General features: G+C 66.3%; 27 protein-coding genes. 12 read left to right on the forward strand and 15 right to left on the reverse strand.

The features are described from left to right. The first annotated feature begins 22 nt into the window (after positions 1-22). Positions 23-661, forward strand: coding sequence for a glutathione S-transferase (locus J0I42_RS08050; RefSeq protein WP_291654310.1), 639 nt, complete (start codon positions 23-25; stop codon positions 659-661). Beyond that, entirely contained in the window at positions 651-1,577 is a 927-nt protein-coding gene (locus J0I42_RS08055; RefSeq protein ID WP_291654311.1) for a pyridoxamine 5'-phosphate oxidase family protein, read from the forward strand. Before J0I42_RS08050 ends, J0I42_RS08055 begins: the two co-directional genes overlap by 11 nt. Here J0I42_RS08055 and J0I42_RS08060 read toward each other — a convergent pair. From J0I42_RS08060 to J0I42_RS08085, 6 genes are all read right to left on the reverse strand, one after another. Then, entirely contained in the window at positions 1,574-1,933 is a 360-nt protein-coding gene (locus J0I42_RS08060; RefSeq protein ID WP_291654312.1) for a tRNA-binding protein, read from the reverse strand. The genes J0I42_RS08055 and J0I42_RS08060 overlap by 4 nt on opposite strands. After that, positions 1,930-3,897: a methyl-accepting chemotaxis protein gene (locus J0I42_RS08065; RefSeq protein WP_291654313.1), complete on the reverse strand. Its 1,968-nt coding sequence runs from the start codon at positions 3,895-3,897 to the stop codon at positions 1,930-1,932. Before J0I42_RS08065 ends, J0I42_RS08060 begins: the two co-directional genes overlap by 4 nt. A gap of 122 nt (positions 3,898-4,019) precedes the next feature. Next, positions 4,020-4,769, reverse strand: coding sequence for a TetR/AcrR family transcriptional regulator (locus J0I42_RS08070; RefSeq protein ID WP_291654314.1), 750 nt, complete (start codon positions 4,767-4,769; stop codon positions 4,020-4,022). Between the two features lie 65 nt (positions 4,770-4,834). After that, positions 4,835-5,656: a pyrroline-5-carboxylate reductase gene (proC, locus tag J0I42_RS08075; RefSeq protein ID WP_291654315.1), complete on the reverse strand. Its 822-nt coding sequence runs from the start codon at positions 5,654-5,656 to the stop codon at positions 4,835-4,837. A 117-nt stretch (positions 5,657-5,773) separates the two neighbouring features. Beyond that, on the reverse strand, positions 5,774-6,280 hold the full coding sequence (locus J0I42_RS08080; RefSeq protein WP_291654316.1) for a type III secretion system chaperone family protein: 507 nt from the start codon (positions 6,278-6,280) through the stop codon (positions 5,774-5,776). Positions 6,281-6,721: 441 nt separating this feature from the next. Then, a complete protein-coding gene (locus tag J0I42_RS08085; protein ID WP_047577935.1) occupies positions 6,722-6,976 on the reverse strand; it encodes an accessory factor UbiK family protein in 255 nt (84 codons plus the stop codon). A 138-nt stretch (positions 6,977-7,114) separates the two neighbouring features. Here J0I42_RS08085 and J0I42_RS08090 point away from each other — a divergent pair, with 138 nt between their 5' ends. The 10 genes from J0I42_RS08090 (at position 7,115) to J0I42_RS08135 (ending at position 17,019) form a co-directional block, all read left to right on the forward strand. After that, positions 7,115-8,266, forward strand: coding sequence for a M24 family metallopeptidase (locus J0I42_RS08090; RefSeq protein ID WP_291654317.1), 1,152 nt, complete (start codon positions 7,115-7,117; stop codon positions 8,264-8,266). Between the two features lie 61 nt (positions 8,267-8,327). Further along, entirely contained in the window at positions 8,328-8,891 is a 564-nt protein-coding gene (locus J0I42_RS08095) for a hypothetical protein (protein WP_291654318.1), read from the forward strand. Positions 8,892-9,074: 183 nt separating this feature from the next. Continuing rightward, positions 9,075-10,019, forward strand: coding sequence for a ribose-phosphate pyrophosphokinase (locus tag J0I42_RS08100; protein WP_291654319.1), 945 nt, complete (start codon positions 9,075-9,077; stop codon positions 10,017-10,019). A gap of 10 nt (positions 10,020-10,029) precedes the next feature. Further along, positions 10,030-10,752, forward strand: coding sequence for a 7-cyano-7-deazaguanine synthase QueC (queC, locus tag J0I42_RS08105; RefSeq protein WP_291654320.1), 723 nt, complete (start codon positions 10,030-10,032; stop codon positions 10,750-10,752). Then, the gene (locus J0I42_RS08110; RefSeq protein WP_291654321.1) at positions 10,749-11,312 is read left to right on the forward strand and encodes a VUT family protein; all 564 of its coding nucleotides are present in this window, start codon (positions 10,749-10,751) and stop codon (positions 11,310-11,312) included. The genes queC and J0I42_RS08110 overlap by 4 nt, the downstream gene beginning before the upstream one ends. A gap of 101 nt (positions 11,313-11,413) precedes the next feature. Further along, positions 11,414-13,255: a putative bifunctional diguanylate cyclase/phosphodiesterase gene (locus J0I42_RS08115; protein ID WP_291654322.1), complete on the forward strand. Its 1,842-nt coding sequence runs from the start codon at positions 11,414-11,416 to the stop codon at positions 13,253-13,255. 135 nt (positions 13,256-13,390) lie between these two features. Continuing rightward, a complete protein-coding gene (locus J0I42_RS08120; RefSeq protein ID WP_291654323.1) occupies positions 13,391-14,011 on the forward strand; it encodes a 50S ribosomal protein L25/general stress protein Ctc in 621 nt (206 codons plus the stop codon). Between the two features lie 147 nt (positions 14,012-14,158). Next, the gene (gene pth / locus J0I42_RS08125; protein ID WP_291654324.1) at positions 14,159-14,773 is read left to right on the forward strand and encodes an aminoacyl-tRNA hydrolase; all 615 of its coding nucleotides are present in this window, start codon (positions 14,159-14,161) and stop codon (positions 14,771-14,773) included. Between the two features lie 120 nt (positions 14,774-14,893). Beyond that, positions 14,894-15,991: a redox-regulated ATPase YchF gene (ychF, locus tag J0I42_RS08130; protein ID WP_291654325.1), complete on the forward strand. Its 1,098-nt coding sequence runs from the start codon at positions 14,894-14,896 to the stop codon at positions 15,989-15,991. 14 nt (positions 15,992-16,005) lie between these two features. Further along, entirely contained in the window at positions 16,006-17,019 is a 1,014-nt protein-coding gene (locus tag J0I42_RS08135) for a MaoC family dehydratase (RefSeq protein ID WP_291654326.1), read from the forward strand. A 15-nt stretch (positions 17,020-17,034) separates the two neighbouring features. Here J0I42_RS08135 and J0I42_RS08140 read toward each other — a convergent pair whose 3' ends face one another. From J0I42_RS08140 to J0I42_RS08180, 9 genes are all read right to left on the reverse strand, one after another. Next, positions 17,035-18,249: a GGDEF domain-containing protein gene (locus J0I42_RS08140; RefSeq protein WP_291654327.1), complete on the reverse strand. Its 1,215-nt coding sequence runs from the start codon at positions 18,247-18,249 to the stop codon at positions 17,035-17,037. Between the two features lie 126 nt (positions 18,250-18,375). Continuing rightward, positions 18,376-19,020 carry a class II aldolase/adducin family protein gene (locus tag J0I42_RS08145; protein ID WP_291654328.1) on the reverse strand — a complete coding sequence of 215 codons (645 nt, stop codon included), beginning with the start codon at positions 19,018-19,020 and terminating at the stop codon, positions 18,376-18,378. Then, positions 19,017-20,126 (reverse strand): S-methyl-5-thioribose-1-phosphate isomerase, encoded by a 1,110-nt coding sequence (gene mtnA, locus J0I42_RS08150; RefSeq protein WP_291654329.1) that lies wholly within the window; start codon positions 20,124-20,126, stop codon positions 19,017-19,019. The genes J0I42_RS08145 and mtnA overlap by 4 nt, the downstream gene beginning before the upstream one ends. Positions 20,127-20,133: 7 nt before the next feature. Continuing rightward, positions 20,134-20,661: an adenine phosphoribosyltransferase gene (locus tag J0I42_RS08155; protein ID WP_199089313.1), complete on the reverse strand. Its 528-nt coding sequence runs from the start codon at positions 20,659-20,661 to the stop codon at positions 20,134-20,136. Positions 20,662-20,732: 71 nt separating this feature from the next. Then, positions 20,733-21,611 carry an S-methyl-5'-thioadenosine phosphorylase gene (locus J0I42_RS08160; protein WP_291654330.1) on the reverse strand — a complete coding sequence of 293 codons (879 nt, stop codon included), beginning with the start codon at positions 21,609-21,611 and terminating at the stop codon, positions 20,733-20,735. Positions 21,612-21,846: 235 nt separating this feature from the next. Next, positions 21,847-22,728 (reverse strand): cytochrome c1, encoded by an 882-nt coding sequence (locus J0I42_RS08165; RefSeq protein ID WP_291654331.1) that lies wholly within the window; start codon positions 22,726-22,728, stop codon positions 21,847-21,849. A gap of 7 nt (positions 22,729-22,735) precedes the next feature. Further along, complete coding sequence (locus J0I42_RS08170; protein ID WP_291654332.1) at positions 22,736-24,019, reverse strand: cytochrome b; 1,284 nt, start codon at positions 24,017-24,019, stop codon at positions 22,736-22,738. 53 nt (positions 24,020-24,072) lie between these two features. Next, the gene (gene petA, locus J0I42_RS08175; protein WP_291654333.1) at positions 24,073-24,621 is read right to left on the reverse strand and encodes a ubiquinol-cytochrome c reductase iron-sulfur subunit; all 549 of its coding nucleotides are present in this window, start codon (positions 24,619-24,621) and stop codon (positions 24,073-24,075) included. Between the two features lie 191 nt (positions 24,622-24,812). After that, positions 24,813-26,678, reverse strand: coding sequence for an ABC transporter ATP-binding protein (locus tag J0I42_RS08180; protein ID WP_291654334.1), 1,866 nt, complete (start codon positions 26,676-26,678; stop codon positions 24,813-24,815). Positions 26,679-26,681: the final 3 nt, after the last annotated feature.

Genomic DNA, 26,681 nt, shown 5'->3' on the forward strand with positions numbered 1-26,681 from the left:
CGCCATGAGCAGGAGCATCGCCATGCCGTCGCCAGAGATCGTCCTCCACGGGACGCCACTTTCGGGTCATGCCCACCGCGTCGAACTGCTGCTGCTTGCGCTCGGCCTGCCTTATCGCGTCGAGCCGGCGCCGGCCGATATCCGGCGGAGTGCCGCCTTCCGCAAGCTCAACCCGCTCGGCCAGATTCCCGTTTTGCAGGACGACGACCTCACCTTCGCCGACAGCAACGCGATCATGGTCTATCTGGTCAGGCGCTACGCTCCGGAGAGTCCGTGGCTGCCGCTCGATCCCGTGGATGCCGCGCATGTCCAGCGCTGGCTCTCGATCGCCGCGGGCGAGGTCATGCACGGCCCCTCGATCGCGCGCCTGATCACCCAGTTCGGCCTGAAGGACGACAAGGTCCGCGCCCAGCGGATCGCGATCCAGCTCCTCGCTTTCATGGAGGAGCATCTGGCGGCGCGCGACTATCTCGCCACGGCCCATCCGACGATCGCCGATCTCGCCTGCTATTCCTATGTGGCGCATGCGCCCGAGGGCGGCATCTCCCTGAAGCCCCATCCCGCCGTGCGCCGCTGGATCGCCCGCATTGAGGCCCTGCCGTTTTTCAAGCCGATCCCGCCTTCGCCGCTGCCGCCAGAGCTCGAAGACGATGCGGCCTGACGGGCCGTTCCATGCCGGTGAGCTGGCCGCTCAGGCGCTGGCCGGTGTGGCCTCGCGCGGCGCAGGCATTCGCGACTTCATGCCGGATCAGCATCGCATCTTCTTCGGCCAGTTGCCCTGGCTCTTCGCCGGCGTGCTCGACCGGAACGGTTGGCCCTTGGCCACGGTGCTGGCCGCCGCGCCCGGCTTCGTTGCGAGCCCGACCCAGAAGACGCTCTCAATCGCAGCTTTGCCTTCGAGCGATGATCCGGCCCTGGACGCCTTCCGGGTGGGCGGCCCCATCGGCCTGCTCGGACTCGAATTCGAGACCCGCCGCCGCAACCGCGCCAACGGCTGGATCGAGACCGTCGTCGCGGGCGGCTTTGCGGTTTCGGTCACGCAGAGCTTCGGCAATTGCGCGAAGTACATTCAGGCCCGCAACCGGGCTCAGGACGGCGCCGTGCCCGCCGCATCACCGGTCGGCTTGTCCGGCCTGGATGCGGAAGCACGGGCATTGATCGCGGAGGCCGACACGCTGTTCATCGCAAGCACCGCCGCTCCGGACAGCGAGGCCGGCGGCGTCGACGTCTCGCATCGCGGCGGCCGGCCGGGCTTCGTCCGCATCGATGGGGACACGCTCACAATCCCGGACTTCGCCGGCAACAACTACTTCAATACATTCGGCAACCTGCTGCAGCAGCCGCGCGCCGCACTACTCTTCGTCGACTTCGCAGCGGGCACGCTGCTGCAATTGCAGGGTGTGGCCGAGACCGTCTGGCGGGGGGCCGAGCTGGCACGGCTCGATGGCGCCGAGCGCCTGCTCCGCTTCCATATCGGGGAAGGCTGGCGCCGGCCTCAGGCGCTCCGTCTGCGTTGGTCGGCGCCGGAATATGCGCCGACCACCTTGCAGACCGGCCTGTGGCCGGCTGCGGCCTAGAACAGCCTGCCGCCGTCAGGCACGGCCTGCCCAGGGCCGATCAGCACCACCTCACCCTCGGCGTCGGGAATACCGAGCGTCAGCACCTCCGACATGAACCTGCCGATCTGGCGCGGCGGGAAATTCACCACCGCGAGGACCTGCCGGCCGGGGAGATCTTCCGGCCGATAGTGCTTCGTGATCTGCGCCGAGGATTTCTTGCGGCCGATCGTGCCGCCGAAATCGATCACCAGCTTGATCGAAGGCTTGCGCGCTTCCGGGTAAGGCTCGGCCTCGACGATGGTCCCGGCGCGGATATCGACCTTCAGGAAATCGTCGAAGCCGATCTGGGCAATTGCAGTGGTGGGGTCGCTCAAAACTCGGCCCACCCGTTATCGCGCATCTCGGCATCCGGCTTGGACGCATTCGCAGCATGAGCCTTGGCCCGCGGAGCCGCCGGGCGCGGAGCCGAAGCCACCGCCGCCCGCATCGTCTGCGAGATCGCCTTGAGCTTTTCGACATCGCCCCCGAGCTGGAAGCGCGAGACCAGCGCGGCAAGCCGGTCCGCCTCCTGCGACAGCGAATGTGCGGCAGCGGTCGACTGTTCAGCCATAGCGGCGTTCTGCTGCGTCGCCTGGTCCATCTCGCCGACGGCCGAATTGACCTCCTGGAGGCCCGAGGCCTGTTCCTGCGCGGCGCCGGCGATCTCGGCGACGAGCGTGGTGACGCGCGTGATCTCGGAGGCCATGCGCTGCAACGCGCCACCGGTCTGGCCGACGAGCGTGACGCCCTTCTCGACCTCGGTGGTCGAGGCGTCGATCAGGGTCTTGATCTCCTTGGCGGCGGAGGCCGAGCGCTGCGCCAGCGCCCGCACCTCGGAGGCCACGACCGCGAAACCTTTCCCGGCATCGCCGGCCCGCGCCGCCTCGACCGCTGCGTTGAGAGCCAAGAGATTGGTCTGGAAGGCGATCTCGTCGATCACACCGACGATCTGCGAGATTTCCCTGGCCGATTTCTCGATGCCGCCCATCGCCGTCACCGCATCACGGACGATGCTGGTCGACTGCTCGGCCTCGGACTTGACCTGCTCCGTCGCCTGGTTGGCGAGGCGCGCGCTTTCGGCCGTCTGGCGGACGGTCGCGGTCAATTCGTCGAGCGCCGTGGCCGTTTCCTCGACGGAAGAGGCCTGCTGCTCGGTACGACCGGCGAGATCGTCAGCCGCCTGGCTGATCTCGGTCGAGCCCGCCTTCATGCTCTCGGTATTGGTCGCGATCTGGCGCATCGCGTCCTCGAGCTTGGCAATGGCGCCGTTGAAATCGTCTTTGAGCTTGATGTATTCGGCCGAGAAGCTCTCCTCGATCCGATAAGTCAGGTCGCCTTCGGAGAGATGTTCCAGGCCCCGGCCAAGCGCATGAACGACATCGGCCTGCACGCGGGCCTGCTCGGCGCGATCGACCTCGTTGCGCTGGCGCTCGCCGTCGGCGGCACTGCGTTGGCTGGCAGCCTCTTCTTCCATCCGCCGCCTGTCGGTCTCCATCGCCTCCTTGGCGAGGGCCGCATCGCGGAAGACGACGAGCGTGCGCGCCATGGCGCCGATCTCGTCGGATCGGTCCTGATGCGCGATCGTCGTATCGAGCTGGCCGGCCGCCAGTCCTTCCATCGAGCCGCGCAGCGAGTGCAGCATGCCGGAAGCGCGGCGGCCGAGCAGGATCACGAGGCAAAGCATGACCAGGCCGAGCGGCACCAACACCCTGGCGACGCCGCCGACCATGCCCCTGAACGCCGCATCGACGTCCTGGACATGCACGCCGGAACCGACCAGCCACTGCCATTCCGGAATGCCGATGACATAGGAAATCTTGGGCGAAGGCTCCCTGTCGCCAGCCTTGAGCCAGCCGTAATCGACGAAGCCCTGGTTCTTCGTTTTCACCAGCGAGATCATCTCCTGAACGAAGAACTTGCCGTCAGCGTCCTTGAGCGGGCGCATGTCGGTCGACTGGATCTTCTTGTTCGCGTGCAGGACGCTGATGCCGTCGTAATCGACCAGGAAATAGTAGTTGCCGTCATCGAAGCGAGCGCTGGCGATGGCCTCGATAGCCTGTTTCCTGGCATCTTCCGCCTTGAGTTCACCGCTCTGGGCGCGTGCCAGATAGCCCTTCACCGTCATCGCCGCGGCCTCGACGGCATTCTTCATCTCGGCCCGCTTGAGCGTGATCATCTCGTTGCGCGCGGCATTCAGCACATAGCCGACGGCGCCGACGGCAATCAGCACGGCCAAGGCTGCGATCAGGCCGAAGGAACGACTGATCGACAGGGTCGCAAGCTTCCTGGTGAATGACATTCGCGTGTCCTGCGCGGATGGAGGGGTGCACCTCTTTCGCGCCAATTATCTGAAGGCACGCTTAACGTTGACCCAGTTCCGCCACATTTCGTCGCAGGCGGTACGATGACCGCTGCCCGGCGTCAGATCGCCGGCGCGTAGTCCTCGTTGTCCTCGCCACGTTCGGACGCGCGCTCGCGCCGCCGTCCCTTGAGCGGCCGTCCCGAGCAGATCGCGCGCGCCAGCCCTCTGAACGGCGCCGTCAGCCGATGGACATCTTCGACGCGGGCCATGATCCGTCCGGCCGTCTTCAATTCGCGGTCGAGCCGCGCCATCGTCTTCGACAGCTCGGCTTCGTCATCGTCGAGCCAGGCCTCGGAAACCCGCGCCATCAGCAGGACCGCCCCCTGAACGCGCAGGTGGCCGAGCGCATCCTCGGTCGGGATGCCCGCCGAAGCCAGCATGTAGCGCCAGGAATTGACGGCGCCACGGTTCAGCGCCGCCAGCGCCAGCGGATCGCGGCGGATCACCGGAGCAATCTTGCGCAGGGCCGCCTTGTAGGAAGCCATCGCATCGAGACGGCGCATCACAAGGTCGAACAGTCGCTCCTTGATGGGCTCGTTGGCGAGATCGTCGGAGCTATCGGCGAGAACTGCATCGTCGACGATGCGGGTCACACCGCCCAGCATGGCGAGCTTCGACGGGAACAGTCCACGCAATTGCGCGAGCGTCAGCCCCGCCTCGGTCGCGATGTCCGAAAGCTCGATCTGGTCCCAGGGCCGCTCGGCCGCGAGCTTCATCAATGAATCGACGGCCCGCCTGCGCGGATCGACCGGCTTGGCCACGGACGCGGACGGCGCCTCGGGCGGGGTGGAAACGGGTTTGCGGGCCATGGGCAGCTCCTCTCGCTTCGCGTCGAGAGAAGGTTAGGCCGCCATCGTGGCGGGCGAAAGGCCGATCAGCCCGAGAGTTCGCCGGCGCGGCGTTTCGCAGCAGCCACCGCCTTGCGCATCAGCGGCTCCATGCCGTCCTCGGCCATCAGCACCCCGAGCGCGGCAGCCGTCGTCCCGCCGGGCGAGGTCACGTTCTGGCGCAGCGTGCCGGGCGGCAGCGGCGACTGGAACAGCAACTCGCCCGCCCCTTCCACCGTCGCCCGCGCCAGACGTTCCGCCACATCGGCGGGCAGGCCGGCTTCCTTGCCGGCAGCCGCCAGGCATTCGACGAGATGGAAGACATAGGCAGGGCCCGAGCCCGACACCGCCGTCACCGCATCGATCAGCCCCTCGTCGTCGAGCCATTCGACCTTGCCGATGCTGCCGAGCAAGGCGTCGGCCGTGGCACGCTGCGCCACGCTCACACCCTTGCCGGGAGCCGCCGCGGTGGCACCGCGCTGCACAGCGGCCGGCAGGTTCGGCATGGCGCGGATGATCGCGCCGGCATTCGGCAGGCGCGCCGCGAGATCGCCCAGCGTCTTGCCGGCGAGGATCGAGATCAGCAGCGTCCGGGGATGGATGAAGGCCTGCACGGCAGGTGCGGCCGTATCGAGCATCTGCGGCTTGGTCGCGAGCACGACCACTTCGGCGGCGGGGATATCCCTGGCTGAGGGATTGACCCGCATGCCCTTCTCCCGAGCGAGCGAGACCATCTCGTCCGATGGCTTGGGGTCGATCAGGCTGATGCCCTTCGGATCGATGCCGATGCGCAGCCAGCCCTCCAGCATCGCGCCACCCATCTTGCCGGCGCCGATGAGGACGAGCGATTGCGGCAGGGAAGCGGTCATGGCGGTTCTCGTCGCTTGGAACAAGGCATCACGTTCAGGCTGGTGCCCGGACACCCCGGAACCAGAGCCTGCAAGGGCTGGCCGGGTCAAGCCCGGCCATGACGGAGGCGCGGCGGCTCAGGCTTCGCCGACCGTCTCCAGGATCGCACCCTCCATGCCCTCCTTGGCCGTCTTGCCGGCCCAGACGACGAACTGGAAAGCCTGATAGTAGCGCTCGCAGGCCTCGACCGCCGCCTTCACCAGTGCCGCCGCCTGCTCCTCGGTAGGCTCGGCCCCGCCTGAAAGCAGCAGGGCATGGCGATACATCACCACGCTTTCACTGCTCCACAGATCGAAATGGCCGAGCCAGAGCTGTTCGTTGACGAGGCTGACGAGTTGCAACACCTCGCTGCGCCGCCGTTCCGGCACCTTGAGGTCGAAGGCGCAGGCGATATGCAGCGCCTCGACCTCGGCGAGCCAGGTGATCGCGACATGGTATTCCGACCAGCCGCCGGTGACGGAGACCGAGAGCTCGTCCTCGCTGTCGCGATCGAAGGACCAGTCATTGAGTGCGGCGAGGCGTTCGAACAGGTCGAGCGGGTTGGAAGGCCGATCCAGCTCGGCATCCATATCGAGGTCAATCATGCCCTAAGGTCCACCTTCCGGATGCTGGTGCATCCGGCGCGTTCGAGAAGAGGAACACGGCGACTGGAAAGCCGAAGGAACGCAACACACCTCCGGAGCCTCTCGAACGAGATGCTCCCATCCGGCACGGCAGGACGAATCCGCCAGACGAATCAATTCTTTCCACCGACGATAGCGCAGGCGCTGTGACGCTCCCAACACCGCGCCAAGCTCCGCGGATTCGGGCGGCGGGCTCAATCCCTCAACGGGGCTGTCCACAGCACATGACTGTGGACATGACCTGGGGGCAACCGGGGCGCGCCTTCAGCGCCTGTCGGAACACCGGCCCTCATTCTGGAGAGCCAGGCATAAAACGGAACGAGCCCTCATCCTGAGGAGCTCTTCTCACGAAGCGCTCCTCAGGATGAGGGCTCGAATCGACACGGATGCCCGGACAGGCGCTCAGGCCTTGCCGAGCTTCTCCTCCAGCGCCTTCAGCCGTGCCGCAAGCTTGTCGTTTTCCTCGCGGGCGATCAGCGCCATCTCGCGCACCGCCTCGAACTCCTCGCGGGTGACGACGTCGAGATCGCGCAGCAGCCGCTCGATCTGCGTCTTCACCACGGTCTCGACCTCACGCCGCACGCCCTGCGCCGCACCGGCGGCATCGGTGGCGAGACGGGCGATATCGTCGAGAATGCGGTTGCCGGGGTTCACCATGGCTCTCTTCCTTCGGGCGCGAAACTCTCTGAGGACAGCCTATAGGCAGCCCACGCGGGAGCCGCAATCGCGTCAGGAGCCGGCTTGCCCGGAAGCTTCCGGCACGCTCACATGCGCGATCAGCCGGAGGAACCTGCCATGGCCCTGCATTTCACGCCCGCGGAATTCACCCGTCGCCGCGACGCCCTGCTGGCCGCAATGCAGGCCGAGCGCCTCGACGCGCTTTTCCTGTTCCAGCAGGAATCGATGTTCTGGCTGACCGGCTACGACACCTTCGGCTTCTGCTTCTTCCAGAGCGTTGTGGTCAGGGCCGACGGCACCATGGCCCTGCTGACGCGCTCCGCCGATCTCCGGCAGGCGCAGCAGACATCGAATCTCGGCGATATCCGCATCTGGAAGGACGGCCGCGACGCCGACCCGGCCAATGATCTGCTCGCCCTGGCACGCGACCTAGGCCTGTCCGGCAAGCGTATCGGCGTGGAATTCGAATCCTACGGCCTCGTCGCTTCGAACTACCGCAAGCTCGAAGCCCGTTTCGCCGGGCAGGTCAAGCTCGTCGACGCCTCGCTGATCGTTACCCGCCTGCGCGCCGTGAAATCGGCGGAGGAGATCGCCTATGTCCGCCGTGCAGCCATGCTCGCGGACGCCGCCGACCGCGCCGCGCTCGCCGCGATCCGGGCAGGCGCCGACGAGGGCGAGATCCTTGCAGCCCAGCACAATGCGATCTTTGCCGGTGGCGGCGACTATCCCGCCAACGAGTTCATCATCGGCTCCGGCCGCGACGCCCTGCTCTGCCGCTACAAATCCGGCCGCCGCAGGCTCGATGCGAACGACCAGATCACGCTCGAATTCGCCGGCACCGACCGGCATTATCACGTCGCCGCCATGCGCACGGTCGTCGTCGGCGAGCCGCGCCCGCTCCATCGCCCCTATCACGCAGCCGCCCGCGACGCACTGCTCGCCTGCGAGGCCGAACTGAAGCCCGGCCGCACCGCAGGCGACGTCTTCGCCGCCCATGCCCGCGTCTTCGACGAGCACGGCCTGGCACAACACCGGCTCAATGCCTGCGGATATTCATTGGGCGCCAAGTTCACGCCGTCCTGGATGGATTGGCCGATGTTCTACGAGGCGAATGACTGGCCGATCGTGCCGGGCATGGTGATGTTCGCCCATATGATCCTGATGGATTCCGCCAGCGAAACCGCGATGTGCCTGGGCAGGACCTACCTCGTCGGCGAGGGCGGGGCCGAGGCTCTCAACCTGCCTGATCTGGACCTCGTCATCCGTTGAGCCTAGAAAAGGCCCGCAGGGAATCTCGAAGCGGTCCACAGCCCAAAGGGCGGGAGGCGTCATGATCAACCGTTTTAGCGGCCTCATTCTGGGGCCGGTTCTGGCGCTGGCTGCTGCCGGCTGCCAGGAAACCACCCAGACCGCGGCGCGGCCGCGCGTCGATGCGCCGGGTGTTCCGGTCTCGGTCCAGAGCATCTCCGGCGCGCCGGAAAACGTCACCACCAGCTTCGCCGGGCTGCTCGGCGAGGCCGCAGCAGAGCGCAAGATGGAGATCGTCCCCGGCAACAAGCCGGCGCGCTTCCGCGTCAAGGGCTACCTCACGGCACAGCCGACCGAGGACGGCCAGACCGCGCTCGCCTTCGTCTGGGACGTCTACGATTCGACCAAGCAGCGCGCCCAGCGGGTGCAGGGAGAGAGCATCGGCAAGCGCAGTGGCGGTTCCGATCCCTGGGCCGGCATCGACCAGACGATCGTTGCCAAGGCCGCCTCCGACTCGATGGATGCGATCGCGGGCTTCCTCGTCACTGCGCCGGGCGTCGGGACGCTCGCGATCGAGGAAAAGGCCGCAAAATCCGTCAGGCCGGGCACCCGCGTCGCCGCCACGGATGACAAGAAGAAGAGCTGACCCGGCCGCGGCGACGCTGCGGCAGTGGTTTCCGGGTCACGGACGCAGCGTGCCGCGCTTTTTGACCGTCGATATTGCACTGCAGCGGTCGACTCCGTCCAACCGCGCTGTTAAGAGCCGTCCGAATTGAGCCGGCAACGCCGGCCCTCCCTGCTCAGCCTTAATGCAACGGTGCGCTACGGCATGGCCTCCCATTTCAAAGTCGTCGCCGGCAACTCCAATCGTCCGCTGGCCGAGGCGATCTGCAACCATCTCAGCATTCCGCTCGCCAAGGCTTCCGTCCGGCGCTTCGCCGACATGGAGGTCTTCGTCGAGATTCAGGAAAACGTGCGCGGCCAGGATGTCTTCGTCATCCAGTCGACCTCGTTTCCGACCAACGACCACCTGATGGAACTGCTGATCATCACCGACGCGCTGCGCCGCTCCTCGGCGCGCCGCATCACGGCGGTGATCCCCTATTTCGGCTATGCCCGGCAGGACCGGCGCGCCTCGGGCCGTACGCCGATCTCGGCCAAGCTCGTTTCCAACCTGATCACCCATGCCGGCGTCGACCGCGTGCTGACGCTCGATCTCCATGCCGGCCAGATCCAGGGCTTCTTCGACATCCCGACCGACAACCTGTTCGGCGCCCCGCTGATGGCGCGCGACATCAAGGACCGGCTGGAGTGGAAGAACGCCATGGTCGTCTCGCCGGATGTCGGCGGCGTGGTCCGGGCGCGAGCGCTCGCCAAGCGCATCGACGCCCCGCTCGCCATCGTCGACAAGCGCCGTGACAGGCCGGGCGAGTCGGAAGTCATGAACATCATCGGCTCGGTCGAAGGTCGCTCCTGCATCCTGATCGACGACATCGTCGATTCCGGCGGCACGCTGGTGAACGCAGCCGATGCCCTGCTCGAGCAGGGCGCCAAGGAGGTCTACGCCTATATCACCCATGGCGTGCTCTCCGGCGGCGCGGTCGCGCGCATCGCCTCGTCCAAGCTCAAGGAGCTGGTCATCACCGACTCGATCATGCCGACCGAGGCCGTGAAGGTCGCCCGCAATATCCGCGTCATCTCGATCGCCGGCCTGATGGGCGAGGCGATCGAGCGCACGGCGAGCGAGACCAGCGTGTCGAGCCTGTTCGACTGAGAGGTTCGGCTTGGGCAACTCCCGCGCCCTCGTCCTGTTCTCCGGCGGCCAGGACTCCACCACGACGCTCGCCTGGGCGCTCGACCGCTTCGACGCGGTCGAGACGATCGGCTTCGATTACGGCCAGCGTCATCGCATCGAGATGGAATGCCGCGAGACGATCCGCGCCAAGCTGCCGGGGCTGTCCGCTCGCTATGCCGAATGCCTCGGCCCCGACCATGTCGTCGACCTCAAGGCTCTCGGCGCGATCTCCGAGACGGCCCTGACCCGCGAGACAGAGATCGCCTTCACTGATGCCGGCCTGCCCACGACCTTCGTGCCCGGCCGCAACCTGATCTTCCTGACCTTCGCCGCGGCGCTCGCCTATCGCCGCAACCTCAGGCACATCGTCCTCGGCGTCTGCGAGACCGATTATTCCGGCTACCCCGATTGCCGCGACGACACGATCAAGGCGATGCAGGTTGCGCTCAATCTCGGTCTCGATCGCAGACTCGTCCTGCACACGCCCCTGATGTGGCGCGACAAGGCACAGACCTTTGCCCTCGCACATGCCATCGGTGGGCAGGGCCTGTTCGACCTCGTGATCGAGGAGAGCCATAGCTGCTATCTCGGCGACAGGACGACCCGTCATGAGTGGGGTTACGGCTGCGGCCATTGCCCGGCGTGCGATTTGCGATCAAAAGGCTTCGCGGCCTATCTCGCAGCTCCCGACGACAGTGGACTCATTCCATGACCCGTGACCGACAGCGCCTGACCGAGGGCATCATCGCCCTCGTCCTGTTCGGCCTGACCATTCCCGCCGCCAACTGGCTGATCGGCAATGCCGGCACCGTTTGCGTGCCGGATGGGCCCTGCCTTGTCCCGGTCTGGCCGGGTGTCATGGCACCGAGCGGCGTGCTGATGGTCGGGCTTGCCCTCGTCCTGCGCGACATCGTGCAGCGCCGCCTCGGCGCACTTGCAGGCCTCGGCGCCATCGCGGTCGGCACGCTGATCTCGGCCATGCTGGCCCCGCCCGCGATCGTGCTCGCCTCCGTCGCCGCCTTCCTGCTCTCGGAGCTGGCGGATTTCGCGGTCTATACGCCGCTGCAGCGCCGGCGTTTCGTCACCGCAGTCTTCGCCTCCAGCGTGATCGGCCTCGTCGTCGACAGCCTCGTCTTCCTGCAACTCGCCTTCGGCAGCCTCGACTTCCTCGCCGGCCAGATCATCGGCAAGGCCTGGATGGTGCTGCTCGCCCTGCCGCTGATGCATCTCCTGCGCCGCCGCGATGAGCGGCTGGGGCTGATCGCCGCCTGACGCCGGGGCGCCGCGTAAAGTTTGAGGCGGCTCCTCAATCTGACCTTAAGGCATTTGCGGTAGAAGGCGGGCTCTTCGACGAGCACGCTGTCGGGAGCTCCGTGATCAGACCTTCGGGCCGCCTGCAGGCTCTGCAGAATGATATTCTTGAAGATATCGCACGCGGCGAACCGCTCGCCGCGTGCATGGAGCGCCTGTGCCACCGTGCCGAGGCCATCTCGCCCGGCGTCATCTGCTCGGTGGTCACCGTCGATGATCAGGGCTGCCTGCAGCCCCTCGCCTCGCCCAGCCTGCCGGCACATTTTGCGAACTCGATAGCGGGGGCTCCGGTCGGCCCTTCCGCCGGCTCCTGCGGAACGGCAATCCATCGCGGCCAGCCGGTCGAAGTCACCGACATCGCCACTGATCCGCTCTGGGCATCCTATACCGGCCTTGTCCTGCCGCTTGGTCTGCGGGCCTGCTGGTCGACCCCGATCAAGGCCCGCGACGGCCGCGTCATCGGCGCTTTCGCCTTCTACTTCACCAGGCCGCGCAGCGCGCAGCTGCTCGAGCGCCAGATCGTCGCGACCTGCGTCCATCTCTGCGCGATCGCCATCGAGCATGACGAGGTCCGGACCCGCAATCACCGCCTCGCCTATTTCGACACGCTGACCGGCCTGCCCAACCGCAGCCGGTTCAACAGCGCCATCGCGGAGATGAGCGTCGCCGGCGGGCGCTACGGGCTGATGCTGATCGACATCGACCATCTCAAGCTGGTCAACGATACGCTGGGCCACGCCGCGGGAGACGCGCTGATCGCCGAGGTCGGCACGCGGCTCGGCGCGGCGCTGGCCGGTTGCCTGACCTGCCGGATCGGCGGTGACGAGTTCGCCGTCCTGATTCCGGATTGTGCGGAGCCGGCGCGCATGCGCTCACTCGCCTCCGCCGCCACGGCAGCAATGGCACACCCTCTCGACCATGACGGCCACAGCGTCGTTCCAAGTGTCACCATCGGTGGAGCGATCGCCGGCGAGGACGGCCAGGACAGTGTCACCCTGCGACAGAATGCCGACCTCGCACTTTACCACGCGAAGGAGACGCGGCGTGGCCGCTACGTCCGCTTCCGCCGGCAGTTGCGCAGCGCGATGATGCAGCGCATTCGCGTTCGCCGCGCGGTCGACGGCGCCCTCGGCGACGAGCGCATCATTCCCTACTATCAGCCCGTCATCCGCCTCGACACGACCGAGATCGTGGGTCTGGAAGCCCTGGCCAGGATGCGTCTGGACGATGGCCGCATCGTCACTGCCGGTGAATTCCAGGATGCGCTCCGCGATCCGAAGATCGCCCACCGGACCACCACACAGATGCTGACGGCGGTGGCTGCCGACATGGCGGAGTGGCGTGCGGGCGGCCTGAATTTTCAGCATGTCGCGGTCAACGTCACCTCGGCAGACTTCCAGAAAGGCGATCTCGTCCAGCGCGCCGCGCGCATCCTCGAGAAGGCCGCCGTTCCGATGCAGCAACTCGCGATCGAGGTCACCGAGCAGGTCTTCATGGGCGGCCGGAAGGACGGCGTCGCGCGCACCATGGAGGCGCTGCGCGCCTGCGGCTCGCCGGTCGCACTCGACGATTTCGGCACCGGTTTCGCCTCGCTGACCCATCTGCTCGATTTCCCGATCGATATCATCAAGATCGACCGCTCCTTCGTCGCCTCGATCGACAGCGGCGCGCGCAGCGAAATCATCATCGAGGCACTGCTGACGATGACGCGCCGCCTCGGCATGAAGATCGTCGCGGAAGGCATCGAGACGCAGGGGCAGGCCGAGCGCCTGACCGGAATGGGCTGCCGTCTCGGCCAGGGTTATCTCTATTCCCCGCCGGTTCCGGCTTCGATCATCCGCGAATGGCTGCTGCGCTTTGCCCAGCCGGCCCCGCCGCCCGGGCTCGTCGCGAACGCGGCTTGAGCCGGGCTTGAGATCGCGGCGGTTTTCGCCTATGAGCACCCCTGCGTTCGGCTGACACCCTTGGAGGCTCTGAACGCATCATCCGATGGCCGCCACGAGGCGGCCTTGTCATTTTACAAGTCAAGGACATCCAACATGACCGCCGTGAAGCAAATCGAGGCTTCGGCGCGCGCACAGGTCGGCAAGGGGGCCGCTCGTGCCGTTCGTCGCCAGGGCCAGACGCCTGCCGTGATCTATGGTGGGGGCGCCGCTCCCGAAGCCATCGCGCTCGACGCCAACAAGACCCGCCAGCTGATTTTCGGCGGCCACTTCCTGACCACGATCTTCGAGATCAGCGTCGCCGGTAAGAAGCAGCGCGTCATTCCGCGCGATTACCAGCTCGACCCGGTCAAGGATTTCCCGATCCACGTCGACTTCCTGCGCGTCGCCAAGGGCCAGACCGTCACGGTCCAGGTTCCGGTTCACGTCACGGGTCAGGAAACCAGCCCCGGCGTCAAGGCCGGCGGCCTGGTCCAGATCATCGAGCATGCCCTCGAAGTCACCGTCGAGCCCGAGAACATTCCGGCGTCCATTGATATCTCGGTTGCCGGTCTGAACGTCGGCGACACCGTCCATGCCGACGCGATCAAGCTTCCGGCCGGCGCCAGGCTCACCCTCGGTGCCGAGGCCACGATCGTCACGATCTCCGCTCCGACCGTCGAGGCCGAGCCGGCCGCCGACGCGGCTGCCGAGCCTGCTCCCGAAGCCAAGGCCTGATGAAACGGCGCCAGCCGGCGCCGCTTCCCCCTTGGAACGATCACGAGACGGCCGGGTCAGCCCGGCCGTTTTGCTATGGCATCGGACCGAAAAGTCGGTTCCGGTCTTCATCCGATGCCGACCCAACAAGCCTGCCGGAGTTCCGCCATGCTGATCTTCGCCGGCCTCGGCAATCCCGGGGCGCGCTATGCCCGCAACCGGCACAATATCGGCTTCATGGCCGTCGACGAGATCGCGCGTCTGCATCGCGCCTCGCCCTGGCGCGCCCGCTTTCAGGCCGAAGCATGCGAGGCGACGATCGGGGCCGAAAAGGTCATCCTGCTCAAGCCGCAGACCTATATGAACGAATCCGGCCGGGCGATCGGCGAGGCCGCGCGCTTCTTCAAGATCGCGCCGGCCGATGTCATCGTCTTCCATGACGAGCTCGACCTCGCCCCCGCCAAGCTGCGCGTGAAGCTGGGCGGCGGCAACGCCGGGCATAACGGCCTGCGCTCGACCACGGCTGCGATCGGCAACGACTACCGCCGCGTGCGCATGGGCATCGGCCACCCCGGTCTGAAGGAGCTGGTCCACGCCTATGTGCTCAACGATTTCGGCAAGGCCGAACAGCCCTGGGTGGAGGATCTCTGCACGGCCTGCGCCGACCACGCGACCATGCTCGCGGCTCATGATGACACCGGCTTCCAGAACAAGGTGCATCTCTTCATGGATGCGCGCGGCCACGCCTCCGTGAAGCGGCTCGGCGAGACGGCGGGCGATTGAGCAGGTCTCCTCCGCCGGCAACGATCTTGTGTTTATCTCCACCCGCCGCCAATAAGGCGCGAACGATTTTCAGGCCGCCGCGCGGAAACGCAGCGAGGCCGTATAACGGAACGAGCGATCATGGGTTTCAAATGCGGTATCGTCGGCCTGCCGAATGTCGGCAAGTCGACCCTCTTCAACGCCTTGACGCAGACGGCAGCGGCCCAGGCCGCGAACTATCCGTTCTGCACGATCGAGCCGAATGTCGGTGACGTCGCGGTTCCGGACGAGCGGCTGGAGAAGCTCGCAGCCATCGCCGGCTCCAAGGAGATCATCCCGACGCGGCTGACCTTCGTCGACATCGCTGGCCTGGTGCGCGGCGCCTCCCGCGGCGAAGGGCTCGGCAACCAGTTCCTCGCCAATATCCGCGAATGCGACGCCATCGCCCATGTCGTGCGCTGCTTCGAGGACGGCGACATCACCCATGTCGAGGGCAAGGTCTCGCCGGTCGACGATATCGAGACCATCGAGACCGAATTGATGCTCGCCGATCTCGACAGCCTCGAGAAACGCGTGCAGCCGCTGGAGAAGAAGGCGAAGACCGGCGACAAGGAGGCCAAGGAGGCGGTCGATCTGATGAACCGCTGCCTCACCCTGCTGCGCGACGGCAAGCCCGCCCGCCAGGTCCAGCTTTCCGCCGAGGAGCGCCGCCCGTTCGAGTTGCTCGGCCTGCTCTCGTCCAAGCCCGTGCTTTATGTCTGCAACGTCGAGGAAGCCAGCGCCGACAAGGGCAACAGCTTCTCCGAGCTGGTGAAGAAGCGCGCTGCCGAGGAAGGCGCCGTCGCGGTCGTCGTCTCCGCCAAGATCGAAAGCGAGATCGCCATCCTGCCGGCCGAGGAACAGACCGAATATCTGGAGGCCGTCGGCCTCGACGAGCCCGGCCTGAACCGGGTCATCCGAGCCGGCTACGCCCTGCTCCATCTCGTCACCTATTTCACGGTCGGTCCGAAGGAGGCCCGTGCCTGGACGATCGAAAAGGGCACCAAGGGGCCGCAGGCCGCCGGCGTGATCCATACCGATTTCGAGAAGGGCTATATCCGCGCCGAAACCATCGCCTATGACGACTACATCGCCAACAAGGGCGAGGCAGGTGCGCGCGAGGCCGGCAAGTTCCGTCTCGAAGGCAAGGACTATGTCGTTGCCGACGGCGACGTGCTGCATTTCCGCTTCGCGACCTGAGGAACCAGTCTGCGATGTCGTATTTCGAGGATTTCGCCCCGGGCCAGAGCGCGCGCTCTCGCAGTCTGGCGGTCTCGCAGGACGACATCGTCGCCTTCGCCTCGCGCTATGACGCGCAGGATTTCCATGTCGATCCTGAAGCGGCCAAGACGAGCTTCGTCGGCCGCCTGATCGGCTCGGGCTGGCATAGCTGCGCCCTCTTGATGCGGCTCATGGCGGAGGATTTCCTGCTCGACGCCGCCAGCATGGGGGCGCCGGGGATCGACGAGGTGAAGTGGCTGCGCCCGCTCCTCCCCGGCGACAGCGTCTGCGCCCGGCGCACGGTACTGGAGAGCAAGGCCTCGCGCTCGCGCCCCGAGATGGGCCTCGTGCGCTTCAGGCTCGAATTGCTGAACCAGCGCGACGAGCCGATCCTCGAACAGACCAACTGGATCATGTTCGGCCGCAAGGGCTCCGGCATCGGCAAGCACCCGGCCGGCCCCTGGCTCGACCATACGCCGATCTACGAGTGCCCGGCGGTCGAGAGCCCTCTGGAAGCCCCCACCGAGCCGCCCGGCCCGCCGCGTTTCTTCGAGGAACTCTCGATCGGGGACAGCCACGAGCTCGGCAGCTTCGTCTTCACGCCCGGGGAGATCGTCGCCTTCGCCCGCAGCTTCGATCCGCAGCCCTTCCACATGGACGAGGCGGCGGCGCGCAACAGCTCCTTCGGCAGGCTCGCGGCTTCAGGCTGGCACACCGCTGCTGTCTGGATGGCCTGCATGGTCCAGCATCGCAGGCGCCAACTCGCGATTGCGCCGGAGCGACCGGCGCGTCTCGGCCCCTCCCCCGGCTTTCGGAACCTGCGCTGGACGAAGCCCGTCTTCGCCGGGGACCGCATCACCTATCGCTCCAAGGTTGTGGACAAGCGCGAGAGCGCCTCGCGGCCGCAATGGGGTCTGTTCTTCCATCGCAACAGCGGCACGAACCAGTACGGCGAAGAGGTCTTCAGCTTCGACGGCTGCGTTTTTGTAGAGCGGAAGCCGGCCTGACAGCGAAGACGGACCTCAGCCTGCCTTGAGCCTGACGAGATCGACAGGCCCGCGCGGCACGTCGGACGAAGGCCTCATCTGGGCGAGGAACGCCTCCTCGTCCGAGGCCACCACGACCCGGTCACGCCCGCTTCGCTTGGCAGCGTAGAGCCCCTTATCCGCTTCGTGAAGCAAGGCATCGAAATCGATGACACTGTCCTTCGCATGGGCGACGCCTGCGCTGACCGTAATGCCGAACGAACCCCCGCTCGCTGCAAAATGACGTTTGACGAGCCGCCCCCGCACGTTTTCAGCCGTGATGGCGGCCGCGACGAGCGAAGCTCCCGGTATGAGCAACGCGAACTCCTCGCCGCCGAGCCGTGCAGCCAGTCCTTGGGACCGGCAGGACAGCAGGATCTCCCCGAACGCCCGCAACACCTCGTCTCCCGCCAGGTGGCCGTGGACATCGTTGATCCGCTTGAAATGATCGATGTCGAAGATGATCAGGGCGGCGGGCCCTTCGGTCTCGGTCGCGATGCGGTCGAGCAGCGCGCGCCGGTTGAGCAGGCCGGTCAGCGGGTCGGTTTCCGCGTCGCGCTTATGGCCGCGCGCCAGCCGCGCCTGGTTCAAGGCCAGGGACAGCGCGCCGATGCCCGCGAGCGTGGTCAGACAGACCACGATATTGAGGTCTTCCGCCCAGTTCGACGGGATGCCCGGCAGAACCCACCGACCATCCAGCAGCAGCAGAACGGCGCAAGGAACGAAGGATAGACCGGTCAGGACATACAGGCCGGTCAGCAGCATGATCGCCAGCCTGGCTTCGGCCCGGCCGAGCCAGTAATCCCAGGCTGTTGCAAACAGAATAGCCGCGGCCGCGACATTGAGCCCGATGATCGCAATGCCGTTATAGCCGGCCAGCATGGGCACGGCCATGGCTGCCGACGATGCGGTTGCCATGACGGCCATGCTGCGCCAGGGCAGAACCCGCGTACGGAATTCGCGGCCGGCGCCGAAGACGAAGGCGAGACCCGTGAGAAGAACCGCGTAGCCGGCTGCCCCCACGATCGGCGACATCGTCCTGACATAGCCGCCATAGATCAGCACGCCGACGGCCATCAGCGCCACGCCGATCGTCCAGGCCATCAGGAAGCCTTCCTTCCTGGAAACGAGCCAGCTGACGAGGAAAGCCGCGGCCAGTCCGCATCCAGAAAGGGTGAAGGCCGTCAGGAGGGACTGATAGTCGAGCGACACGAAGGTCTCTGGGCAGACAGAAGGGTCGCAGCAGTTATGCCAGCGGTGCCATTGCCGAAAACTTAAGCCGGTCGGCTGCATTCGCCGGGCCGCTGGCCTGCCTGATCGGACGCTCTGGCGCGAATTTCACCCGACCTTGCCGTAGCCCGCGAATTTGGCGCCGACGCGTTCCATCTCGGTCGCGTCGAGGATGACCGGCTCGAGTCCAGCCGCCAGGATGTCGAGATATTGCCCGGCGAGGTTCTCGACCTCGGCGACGATCGTATGCGCGCCCGCCAGCGTCTGGCCGAGCGCGATGACTCCATGGTTGGCGAGCAGCACGGCCTTGCGTCCCTCCAACGCCTTCACCGCGTTGTCGGCAAGCTCCGGCGTGCCGAAAGTGGCATAATCGGCGCAGCGGACATCGGCGCCGCCGCAGAGCGCGATCATGTAGTGGAAGGCCGGGATGCCGCGCCGCGTGCAGGACAAGGCGGTGGCACGCGGCGAATGGGTATGGACGATCGCCTGCGCATCCGGGCGCGCCTTGTAGATCGCGACATGGAAGGGCCATTCCGAAGACGGCTTCCGGCTGCCGTTCAAGACGGTGCCGTCGAGCCTGAGATGGATCAGGTCTTCAGGCTTCGTTTGCGCATAAGGCAGGCCCGATGGCGTGATCAGCAGTCCATCTCCGAAACGCGAGGAGACATTGCCCGATTTCGACGGGCAGAACCCGGCCCGGTCGATCGCCTGCGCGACCGAAACGATCTCCTGCCGCAAGTCTTGCTCGGTCATGCCCTGCCCTTGTTCGCCAGGTCGGGAAAAAGTTGCACCAGCCCGTCAGTGCTGGCCGCGCAGACGCCGCGCTCGGTGATGAGGCCGCTGACCAGCCGCGCCGGTGTCACGTCGAACGCAGGATTGGCGGCCCCGCTACCCGGTGCGACCACGCGCACGGACCGAACCTCGCCATCGTCGGCGAGCCCCGAGAGATGCGTCACCTCGCGCGCCGCTCGTTCCTCGATCGGGATATCGGCAAGGCCGTCGCTTATGCTCCAGTCGATCGTCGGCGAGGGCAGCGCCACATAGAAGGGCACGCCGTTGTCATGCGCAGCCAGCGCCTTGAGATAGGTCCCGATCTTGTTGGCAACATCGCCGGTCACAGTCGTCCGGTCGGTTCCGACGATCACCATGTCGACCTGTCCGTGCTGCATCAGATGGCCCCCGGCATTGTCCACGATCACCGTATGCGGCACACCGTGGGCTCCGAGTTCATAGGCCGTCAGCGCTGCGCCCTGGTTGCGGGGCCGGGTCTCGTCGACCCAGACATGGACCGGTATGCCGGCATCATGCGCGAGATAGATCGGTGCCAGCGCCGTGCCCCAATCCACCGTGGCGAGCCAGCCGGCATTGCAATGGGTGAGGATGTTGACCGGCGCACCGGCAGGCTTGCGCGCCGCGATCCCGGCAATGAGTGGCAAGCCGTGTTCGCCAATCGCACGGCACAAAGCGACATCCTCGTCGCAGATCGCAGCCGCTTCCGCATAAGCGGCTTCAGCCCGCGCCTCCGCCGGCAAGCCCGCAAGGGAACGGCGCATCCGCTCCAGCGCCCAATGCAGGTTGACGGCCGTCGGCCGCGTCGCACCGAGCAGAGCAAGCGCGGTCTCAAGTGCCGTATCCGATGCATCCGCCCGCATCGCCAGCGCGACGCCGTAGGCTGCGGTCGCGCCGATCAGCGGAGCGCCGCGCACAATCATGCTCCGGATCGCATCGGCCGCCTGCTCGGCCGAGCCGAGCGCCACGGTCTCGAAGCGGAAAGGCAGTCTCGTCTGGTCGATCACGACGACACGCCAGCCATCCTGCGCCAGCCAGATCGTCCGGTAGGGTTGGCCGTTGATCTTCATGGCCCGCTCAGTCGCCCGCGAAGGAAACCAGCGTGCGCACGGGCACGCCAAGCCGCCGGATCTTGTCGGCACCGCCGAGTTCCGGCAGGTCGACGATGAAACAGGCCGCCACGACCTCGGCCCCGAGCCCCGCCAGCAGGTTGACCGCGGCTTCCGCGGTGCCTCCGGTCGCGATCAGATCATCGACCAGCAGCACGCGCTCCCCCGGCTGCACCGCATCGCGATGGATCTCGATCTCGTCCGTACCGTATTCGAGCGCATAGGTCGCACGCAGCGTCTCCAGCGGCAGCTTGCCCTTTTTGCGGACGGGAACGAAGCCGGCCGAGAGCTGATGCGCTACCGCCCCGCCCAGGATGAAACCGCGCGCCTCGATTCCGGCGATCTTTGCGATCTTCAACCCGGCGAAAGGCTGCACCAGTTCATCGACCGCCCGACGAAAGGCTCTGGCGTCGCCAAGCAACGTGGTGATGTCACGAAAGACGATACCGGGCCGGGGATAGTCGGGGATCGCGCGGATGCTGTCGGCGAGGTTCATGGGCACCGTCTCGGGAGGATTGACGGAGGCCTTGGTCCGACGCCGAGCCGGCTTCGTCAAGAGCGCCGTCATCACGCCACCTCGAGCACGCGCCCGGCGACGGCATCGAGCTTCGCCAGCAGGGCCGGATCGCGGAAGGCCGGCGCCGTCACGATGGCGTTGTCGAGCGCATGATGCGAGCCGGCCGGGCACGGCTCCCGCTCGGCCGGAAAATCGGCGGCCAGCCGCGCCACGAGGCGGCGGGCCTTGTCGGCGTTGTCGTGCAGCACGGCGATGACGGAGGCGACATCGACGGCGCCGTGCAACTCGTGCCAGCAGTCGTAGTCGGTCACCATCGCGACGGTGGCATAGGTGATCTCGGCCTCGCGGGCGAGCTTGGCCTCCGGCATCGCGGTCATGCCGATCAGGTCGTAGCCGAACCCGCGATAGGTCATCGATTCCGCATAGGTCGAGAATTGCGGGCCTTCCATCGTGACCAGCGTACCACCGCGCACGAAGGGCAGATCCTCCGCCTGTGCCGCCGCAACGATCCGCGCCTGCAGGGCGGGGCCGACCGGATGGGCCAAGGAGACATGGGCGACGCAGCCCCGGCCGAAGAAGGAATTCTCGCGCCGGCTCGTCCGGTCGACGAACTGGTCGACCAGCACGAACAGGCCGGGATAGAGCTCGGCCTTGTAGGAGCCGCAGGCCGAGAGCGAGACGAGATCTGTCACGCCGGCCCGCTTCAGCACGTCGATATTGGCGCGATAGTTGATCTCGGAGGGCGGAATGGCGTGACCGCGCCCATGGCGCGGCAGGAAGATGATCTTCGTCTGGCCGATCCGGCCGATCCGCAAGCTGTCCGAAGGCTCGCCCCAGGGACTTTCGATACGCTCCTCGCGCAGATCCTTGAGGCCCGGCAGATCGTAGATGCCCGATCCGCCGATGATTCCGAGAACGGCTTCGCTCATGGTCGATTTCCTCGAGCATCGAACCGAAAAGTGGAAGCCACTTTTCGGTTCGATGCGACAACAAATACGGGCGCGGAAAGGACCACCTTTCGATGACGGTCGCAATACGATGGGATCGAATGCCCTCATGCTCGGGCTCGGCCCGAGCATCTCCTGCCGAAGGAGCCTCCGGATTTTCCCCTCAACGAAAAAGGCCCCGTCACCGGGGCCTTTTCCTGGAATGACATTCTGCCGGTCAGTGAACCGGCGAGCCGTCCGGCATGCGCGACCACACCTTCTTCTTGGTGTAGTAGAGCAGGAAGGCGAAGATCGTCAGGAACGCCATCACCTGCATGCCCAGGCGCTTGCGCGCCTCCAGATGCGGCTCCGCCATCCACATCATGAAGGCGGCGACGTCGCGGGCGTACTGGTCGGCCGTCTCCGGCACCGGCGCCTTGCCGTCCGCCCCCTTGGGGTATTCGACCTGGCCGTCGGAGAGCGGGTTCGGCATCGCGATCAGGTGACCGGGCATGTACTCGTTGTAGTTCTGCCCGGGCAGCAGGGCGGGGAAGCCGGCCGGCGGCTCCTTGTAGCCCACGAGCAGGGCATGAATGTAGTCCGGCCCCTGCTCCTGATACTGCGTGAAGATGTCGAACACGAAAGTCGGGAAGCCGCGCGTGTAGGTGCGGGCCTTGGCCAGCACCGAGAAGTCCGGCGGGTAGGCGCCGCCCTGGGCCGCGCGCGCGGCCTGCTCGTTCGGGAACGGCGACGGGAAGCGGTCGGCCGGGCGGCCGGGCCGCTCGAACATCTCGCCCTGGTCGTTCGGCCCGTCCTTGATCTGATAGGTCGCGGCGAGCGCTGCGACCTGTCCGGACGTGAATTCAGGGCCGCCCGGCTGCGACAGGTTGCGGAAGGCAACGAGGCTCGCGCCGTGGCAGCTCGCGCAGACTTCCTTGAAGACCTTGAAGCCGCGCTGGAGCTGGGCCCGATCGAACTTGCCGAACGGTCCCGAGAACGACCAGCTCAGCGCCGGCGGCTTCGGGCCGGCCTCGGCGGCCTGCGCCGCCGGCTGGATGAGCGCCAGCGAGAGGCCGGCAGCGAGCCCTGTCAGGGCGAGACGAAACGAGATTCTGCTCATGGTTCCGTCAGCCCTTGACGTTCGGTTCGGCGGCAGTGGCGGTCGCGACGCGCGCCGCCGACCCGCCCTTGGCGGAAGCGAGCACCGCATCGGCGATCGAGGTCGGCAGCGCCTTCGGCCGCTCGAACAGGCCGACGACGAAGAGCGCGACGAAGAAGCCGAAATACAGCACGGTGAAGATCTGCGAGGCGATGACGTAGCCGCCTTCGGCCGGCATGGCGCCGAGATAGCCCAGGCCGATGCAGACCACGACGAAGGCCCAGAACAACTGGCGCCCGATCGGCCGGTAGCTCATCGACTTGACCTTGGAGGTATCGATCCAGGGCAGGAAGGCGAGGACCACGATGGCAGCGCCCATGGCGAGCACGCCGCCGAGCTTGTCGGGAATGGCGCGCAGGATCGCGTAGAACGGCAGGAAGTACCATTCCGGGACGATATGCGCAGGCGTGGAGGCCGGGTTTGCCGGAATATAATTGTCCGCATGGCCCATGAAATTCGGCTGGTAGAACACGAACCAGGCGAACAGGATCATGAACACGACCATGCCGAAGATGTCCTTCACGGTCGCATAGGGCGTGAACGGCACGGTGTCCTTCTGGACGTTCTTCACCTCGACGCCGGTCGGGTTGTTCTGTCCGACGACGTGCAGCGCCCAGATGTGCAGGACGACGACGCCGAAGATCATGAACGGAAGCAGGTAATGCAGCGAGAAGAAGCGGTTCAGCGTCGGATTGTCGACCGAGTAGCCGCCCCACAGGAAGGTGACGATCGTCTCGCCGATCACGGGCAGCGCCGAGAACAGGTTGGTGATGACGGTCGCGCCCCAGAAGGACATCTGCCCCCATGGGAGCACATAGCCCATGAACGCCGTCGCCATCATCAGCAGGAAGATCACCACGCCGAGGATCCAGAGCACCTCGCGCGGCGCCTTGTACGAGCCATAATAAAGCCCGCGGAAGATGTGCACATAGACGGCGACGAAGAACATCGACGCGCCGTTCGAGTGCAGATAGCGCAGGAGCCAGCCGTAGTTCACGTCGCGCATGATATGCTCGACCGAATTGAAGGCGAGCAACGAGTTGGCCGTGTAATGCATCGCCAGGATGATGCCGGTGACGATCTGCACCACCAGCATGAACACGAGGATGCCACCGAAGGTCCACAGATAGTTCAGGTTGCGCGGCACCGGGTAGGAAACCGCCGAATCATGGGCGAGCCGGATGATCGGCAGGCGGGCGTCGAGCCAGCGTTCGATGCCGGTCTTCGGGACGTATGAACTGTGACCACTCATGAAGAATGCCTCAAGGCTGTCTCATCTTGGCGGGAAAGCATCGAGCGCATTGCTCAGCCGATCTTGATCTTGGTGTCGCCGTTGAAGGCATAGGGCGGCACCGGCAGGTTGAGCGGCGCCGGCCCCTTGCGGATACGGCCGGAGGAATCGTAGTGCGAGCCGTGGCAAGGGCAGAACCAGCCGTCGAAATCGCCCTTCGATTCGCCGGGCGCGGTGCCCAGCGGGATGCAGCCGAGATGGGTGCAGTTGCCGAAGACGACGAGATACTGCTCGTGTCCGGGCTTGGTGCGCTGCTGGTCGGTCTGCGGGTCGCGCAGGGTCGCGACGTCGACGGCCAGCGCCTCGTCGATTTCCTTCTTGGTGCGATGGCGCACGAAAATCGGCTTGCCGCGCCAGAACAGCTTGATCGCCTGGCCTTCGGCGATGGGCGCGAGGTCGACATCGACCGGCGCGCCGGCCGCCACCGTCTGCGCGTCGGGCGCGAGCTGGCTAACCAGGGGAACGACAACGGCGCCGATGCCGACGGCGCCGAATGCGCCCGTCGCAAGCATCAGGAAATCGCGGCGGGTAGTTCCGGTCGATGTATCGGTCGCGTGCGCCACGATCCAATCCTCTTACACGTCTTGCGAGCTGGAACAGCTCGAAATTGTCGCCTCTCGCCCTCATAGGGGCGCGTCGCTGCCGCCGCAATGCGGCGGTGCGTCACCTTCGGCTCTTTGACATGCAGATTGGACGAAGTCTACTGTCGCGAACGCCCCGGCCATGCATCGCACACAGTCCGTCGGCGACAACGTCAGTCGGCGAGCTTTTCCGGATCGGCGGCAGCCAGGAAACCGCCCGACTGGCGCGCCCAGAGCCTGGCATAGAGTCCCCCGCGCGCGATCAGCTCGTCATGGCTGCCCATATCGGCGATCCGGCCCTGATCGAGCACGATCAGCCGGTCGAGCGCCGCGATGGTCGAGAGCCGATGCGCGATCGCGATCACCGTCTTTCCCTGCATGAGCTGCGCAAGCTGCTGCTGGATCGCCGCCTCGACCTCGGAATCAAGCGCCGAGGTCGCCTCGTCGAGGATCAGGATGGGTGCGTCCTTAAGCAGCACGCGGGCGATGGCGATACGCTGGCGCTGCCCGCCCGAGAGCTTCACGCCGCGTTCGCCGACGCGCGACTCGAAGCCCTGGCGCCCGTCCTGATCGCCGAGGCCGAGGATGAAGCCATGCGCCTCCGCCTGCTCGGCCGCGCGCGCGATTTCGGCTTCGCTCGCGCCGATCCGCCCATAGGCGATATTGTCGCCGATCGAGCGGTGCAGCAGCGAATTGTCCTGTGTCACCATGCCGATCTGGGCACGAAGCGTATCCTGCGTGACATGGGCGATGTCCTGCCCGTCGATCAGGATGCGTCCGCTCTCGAGCGGATAGAGCCTGAGCAGCAGGTTCACCAGTGTCGACTTGCCGGCGCCCGACGGGCCGACCAGCCCGACCCGCTCGCCAGGCCGGATCTGAAGGTCGAGCCCCTCGAACAGCCCCTGCCCCCGGCCATAGTTGAAGCGGATCTTCTCGAAGCTGATCGCTCCCTTGTCGACGACGAGCGGCACCGCGCCGGGCGCATCCGGCAGGTCGTGCGGCTTGGCGATGGTCTCCATGCTCTCCTGCACCGAGCCGATATTCTCGAAAATGCCGCGCACGAGATGGATCAGCCAGCCCGACATCTGCACCAGCCGCAGCACGAGACCGATGGCCGCTGCGACCGCCCCCGGCGTCATCTCGCCCTGGCTCCAGAGCAGCAGCGCGAGCCAGGCCGTGGCCACGACGAGCAGGCTGTTCATCGTCTGCAGGATGACGCTGACACCGGTGATCAGGCGCGACAGATTGAGGAAGGAGGCGTTCCAGCGCGACAACGAGTCGCGCACCGCCGAACGCTCGGCATCCGCCCGCGCGAACAGCTTCACCGTCAGGATGTTCGTGTAGGAATCGACGATGCGCCCCGTCGTGGTTGAGCGCCCGAGCGAATTCGCCTCCGAGCGCTGCTTCGCGCGCGGCACGAAATAGACCAGCAGCGTGACATAGGCCGAAAGCCACAGGATCACCGGCAGCGCCAGCCACAGGCTGGTCTTGCCGAAGAAGCCGATCGCGACCGTGGCGAAGACCAGCGCGTACCAGAGATCGTCGATGACCTCGATCGTCGCGCCGCGGATCGACTGGCCCGCCTGGATGACACGCGCCGACAGGCGGCCTGCGAAATCATTCTGGAAATACCCCAGCGCGTGCCCGAGCGTGTAGACGTGGTTGCGCCAGCGGATCTGGTTGGTGATCTGCGGCACCACCACCTGATCGACGATGGCGTGGTTGGCGAAATAGATCAGCGGCCGGACGACCACGAGCAGGAAAGCTGCCCCTGCCAGAAGCCAGCCATGGTCGCGGAAGATCGTCTCTGGTGACTGCGTCGAGAGCAGATCCACGAACCAGCCGACCATCAGATACATCGCCGCTTCGATGCCGCTGAAGCCGAGCCCCGTCAGCATGATCAGGGCCATCCAGCCCCTCACGCCCTTGATATGGTGCCACATGAAGGGCCAGACGCCGCGCGGCGGCGTCTCCTGCTCGTCGAAGGGAGCGAAGACGTCGATTCGGCTTTCGAGCCAGCGGAAGAGCGGAGCGAACATGTC

The organism is Allobosea sp. (assembly GCF_017308015.1).
In the GTDB taxonomy this organism is placed as follows: Bacteria; Pseudomonadota; Alphaproteobacteria; order Rhizobiales; family Beijerinckiaceae; genus Allobosea.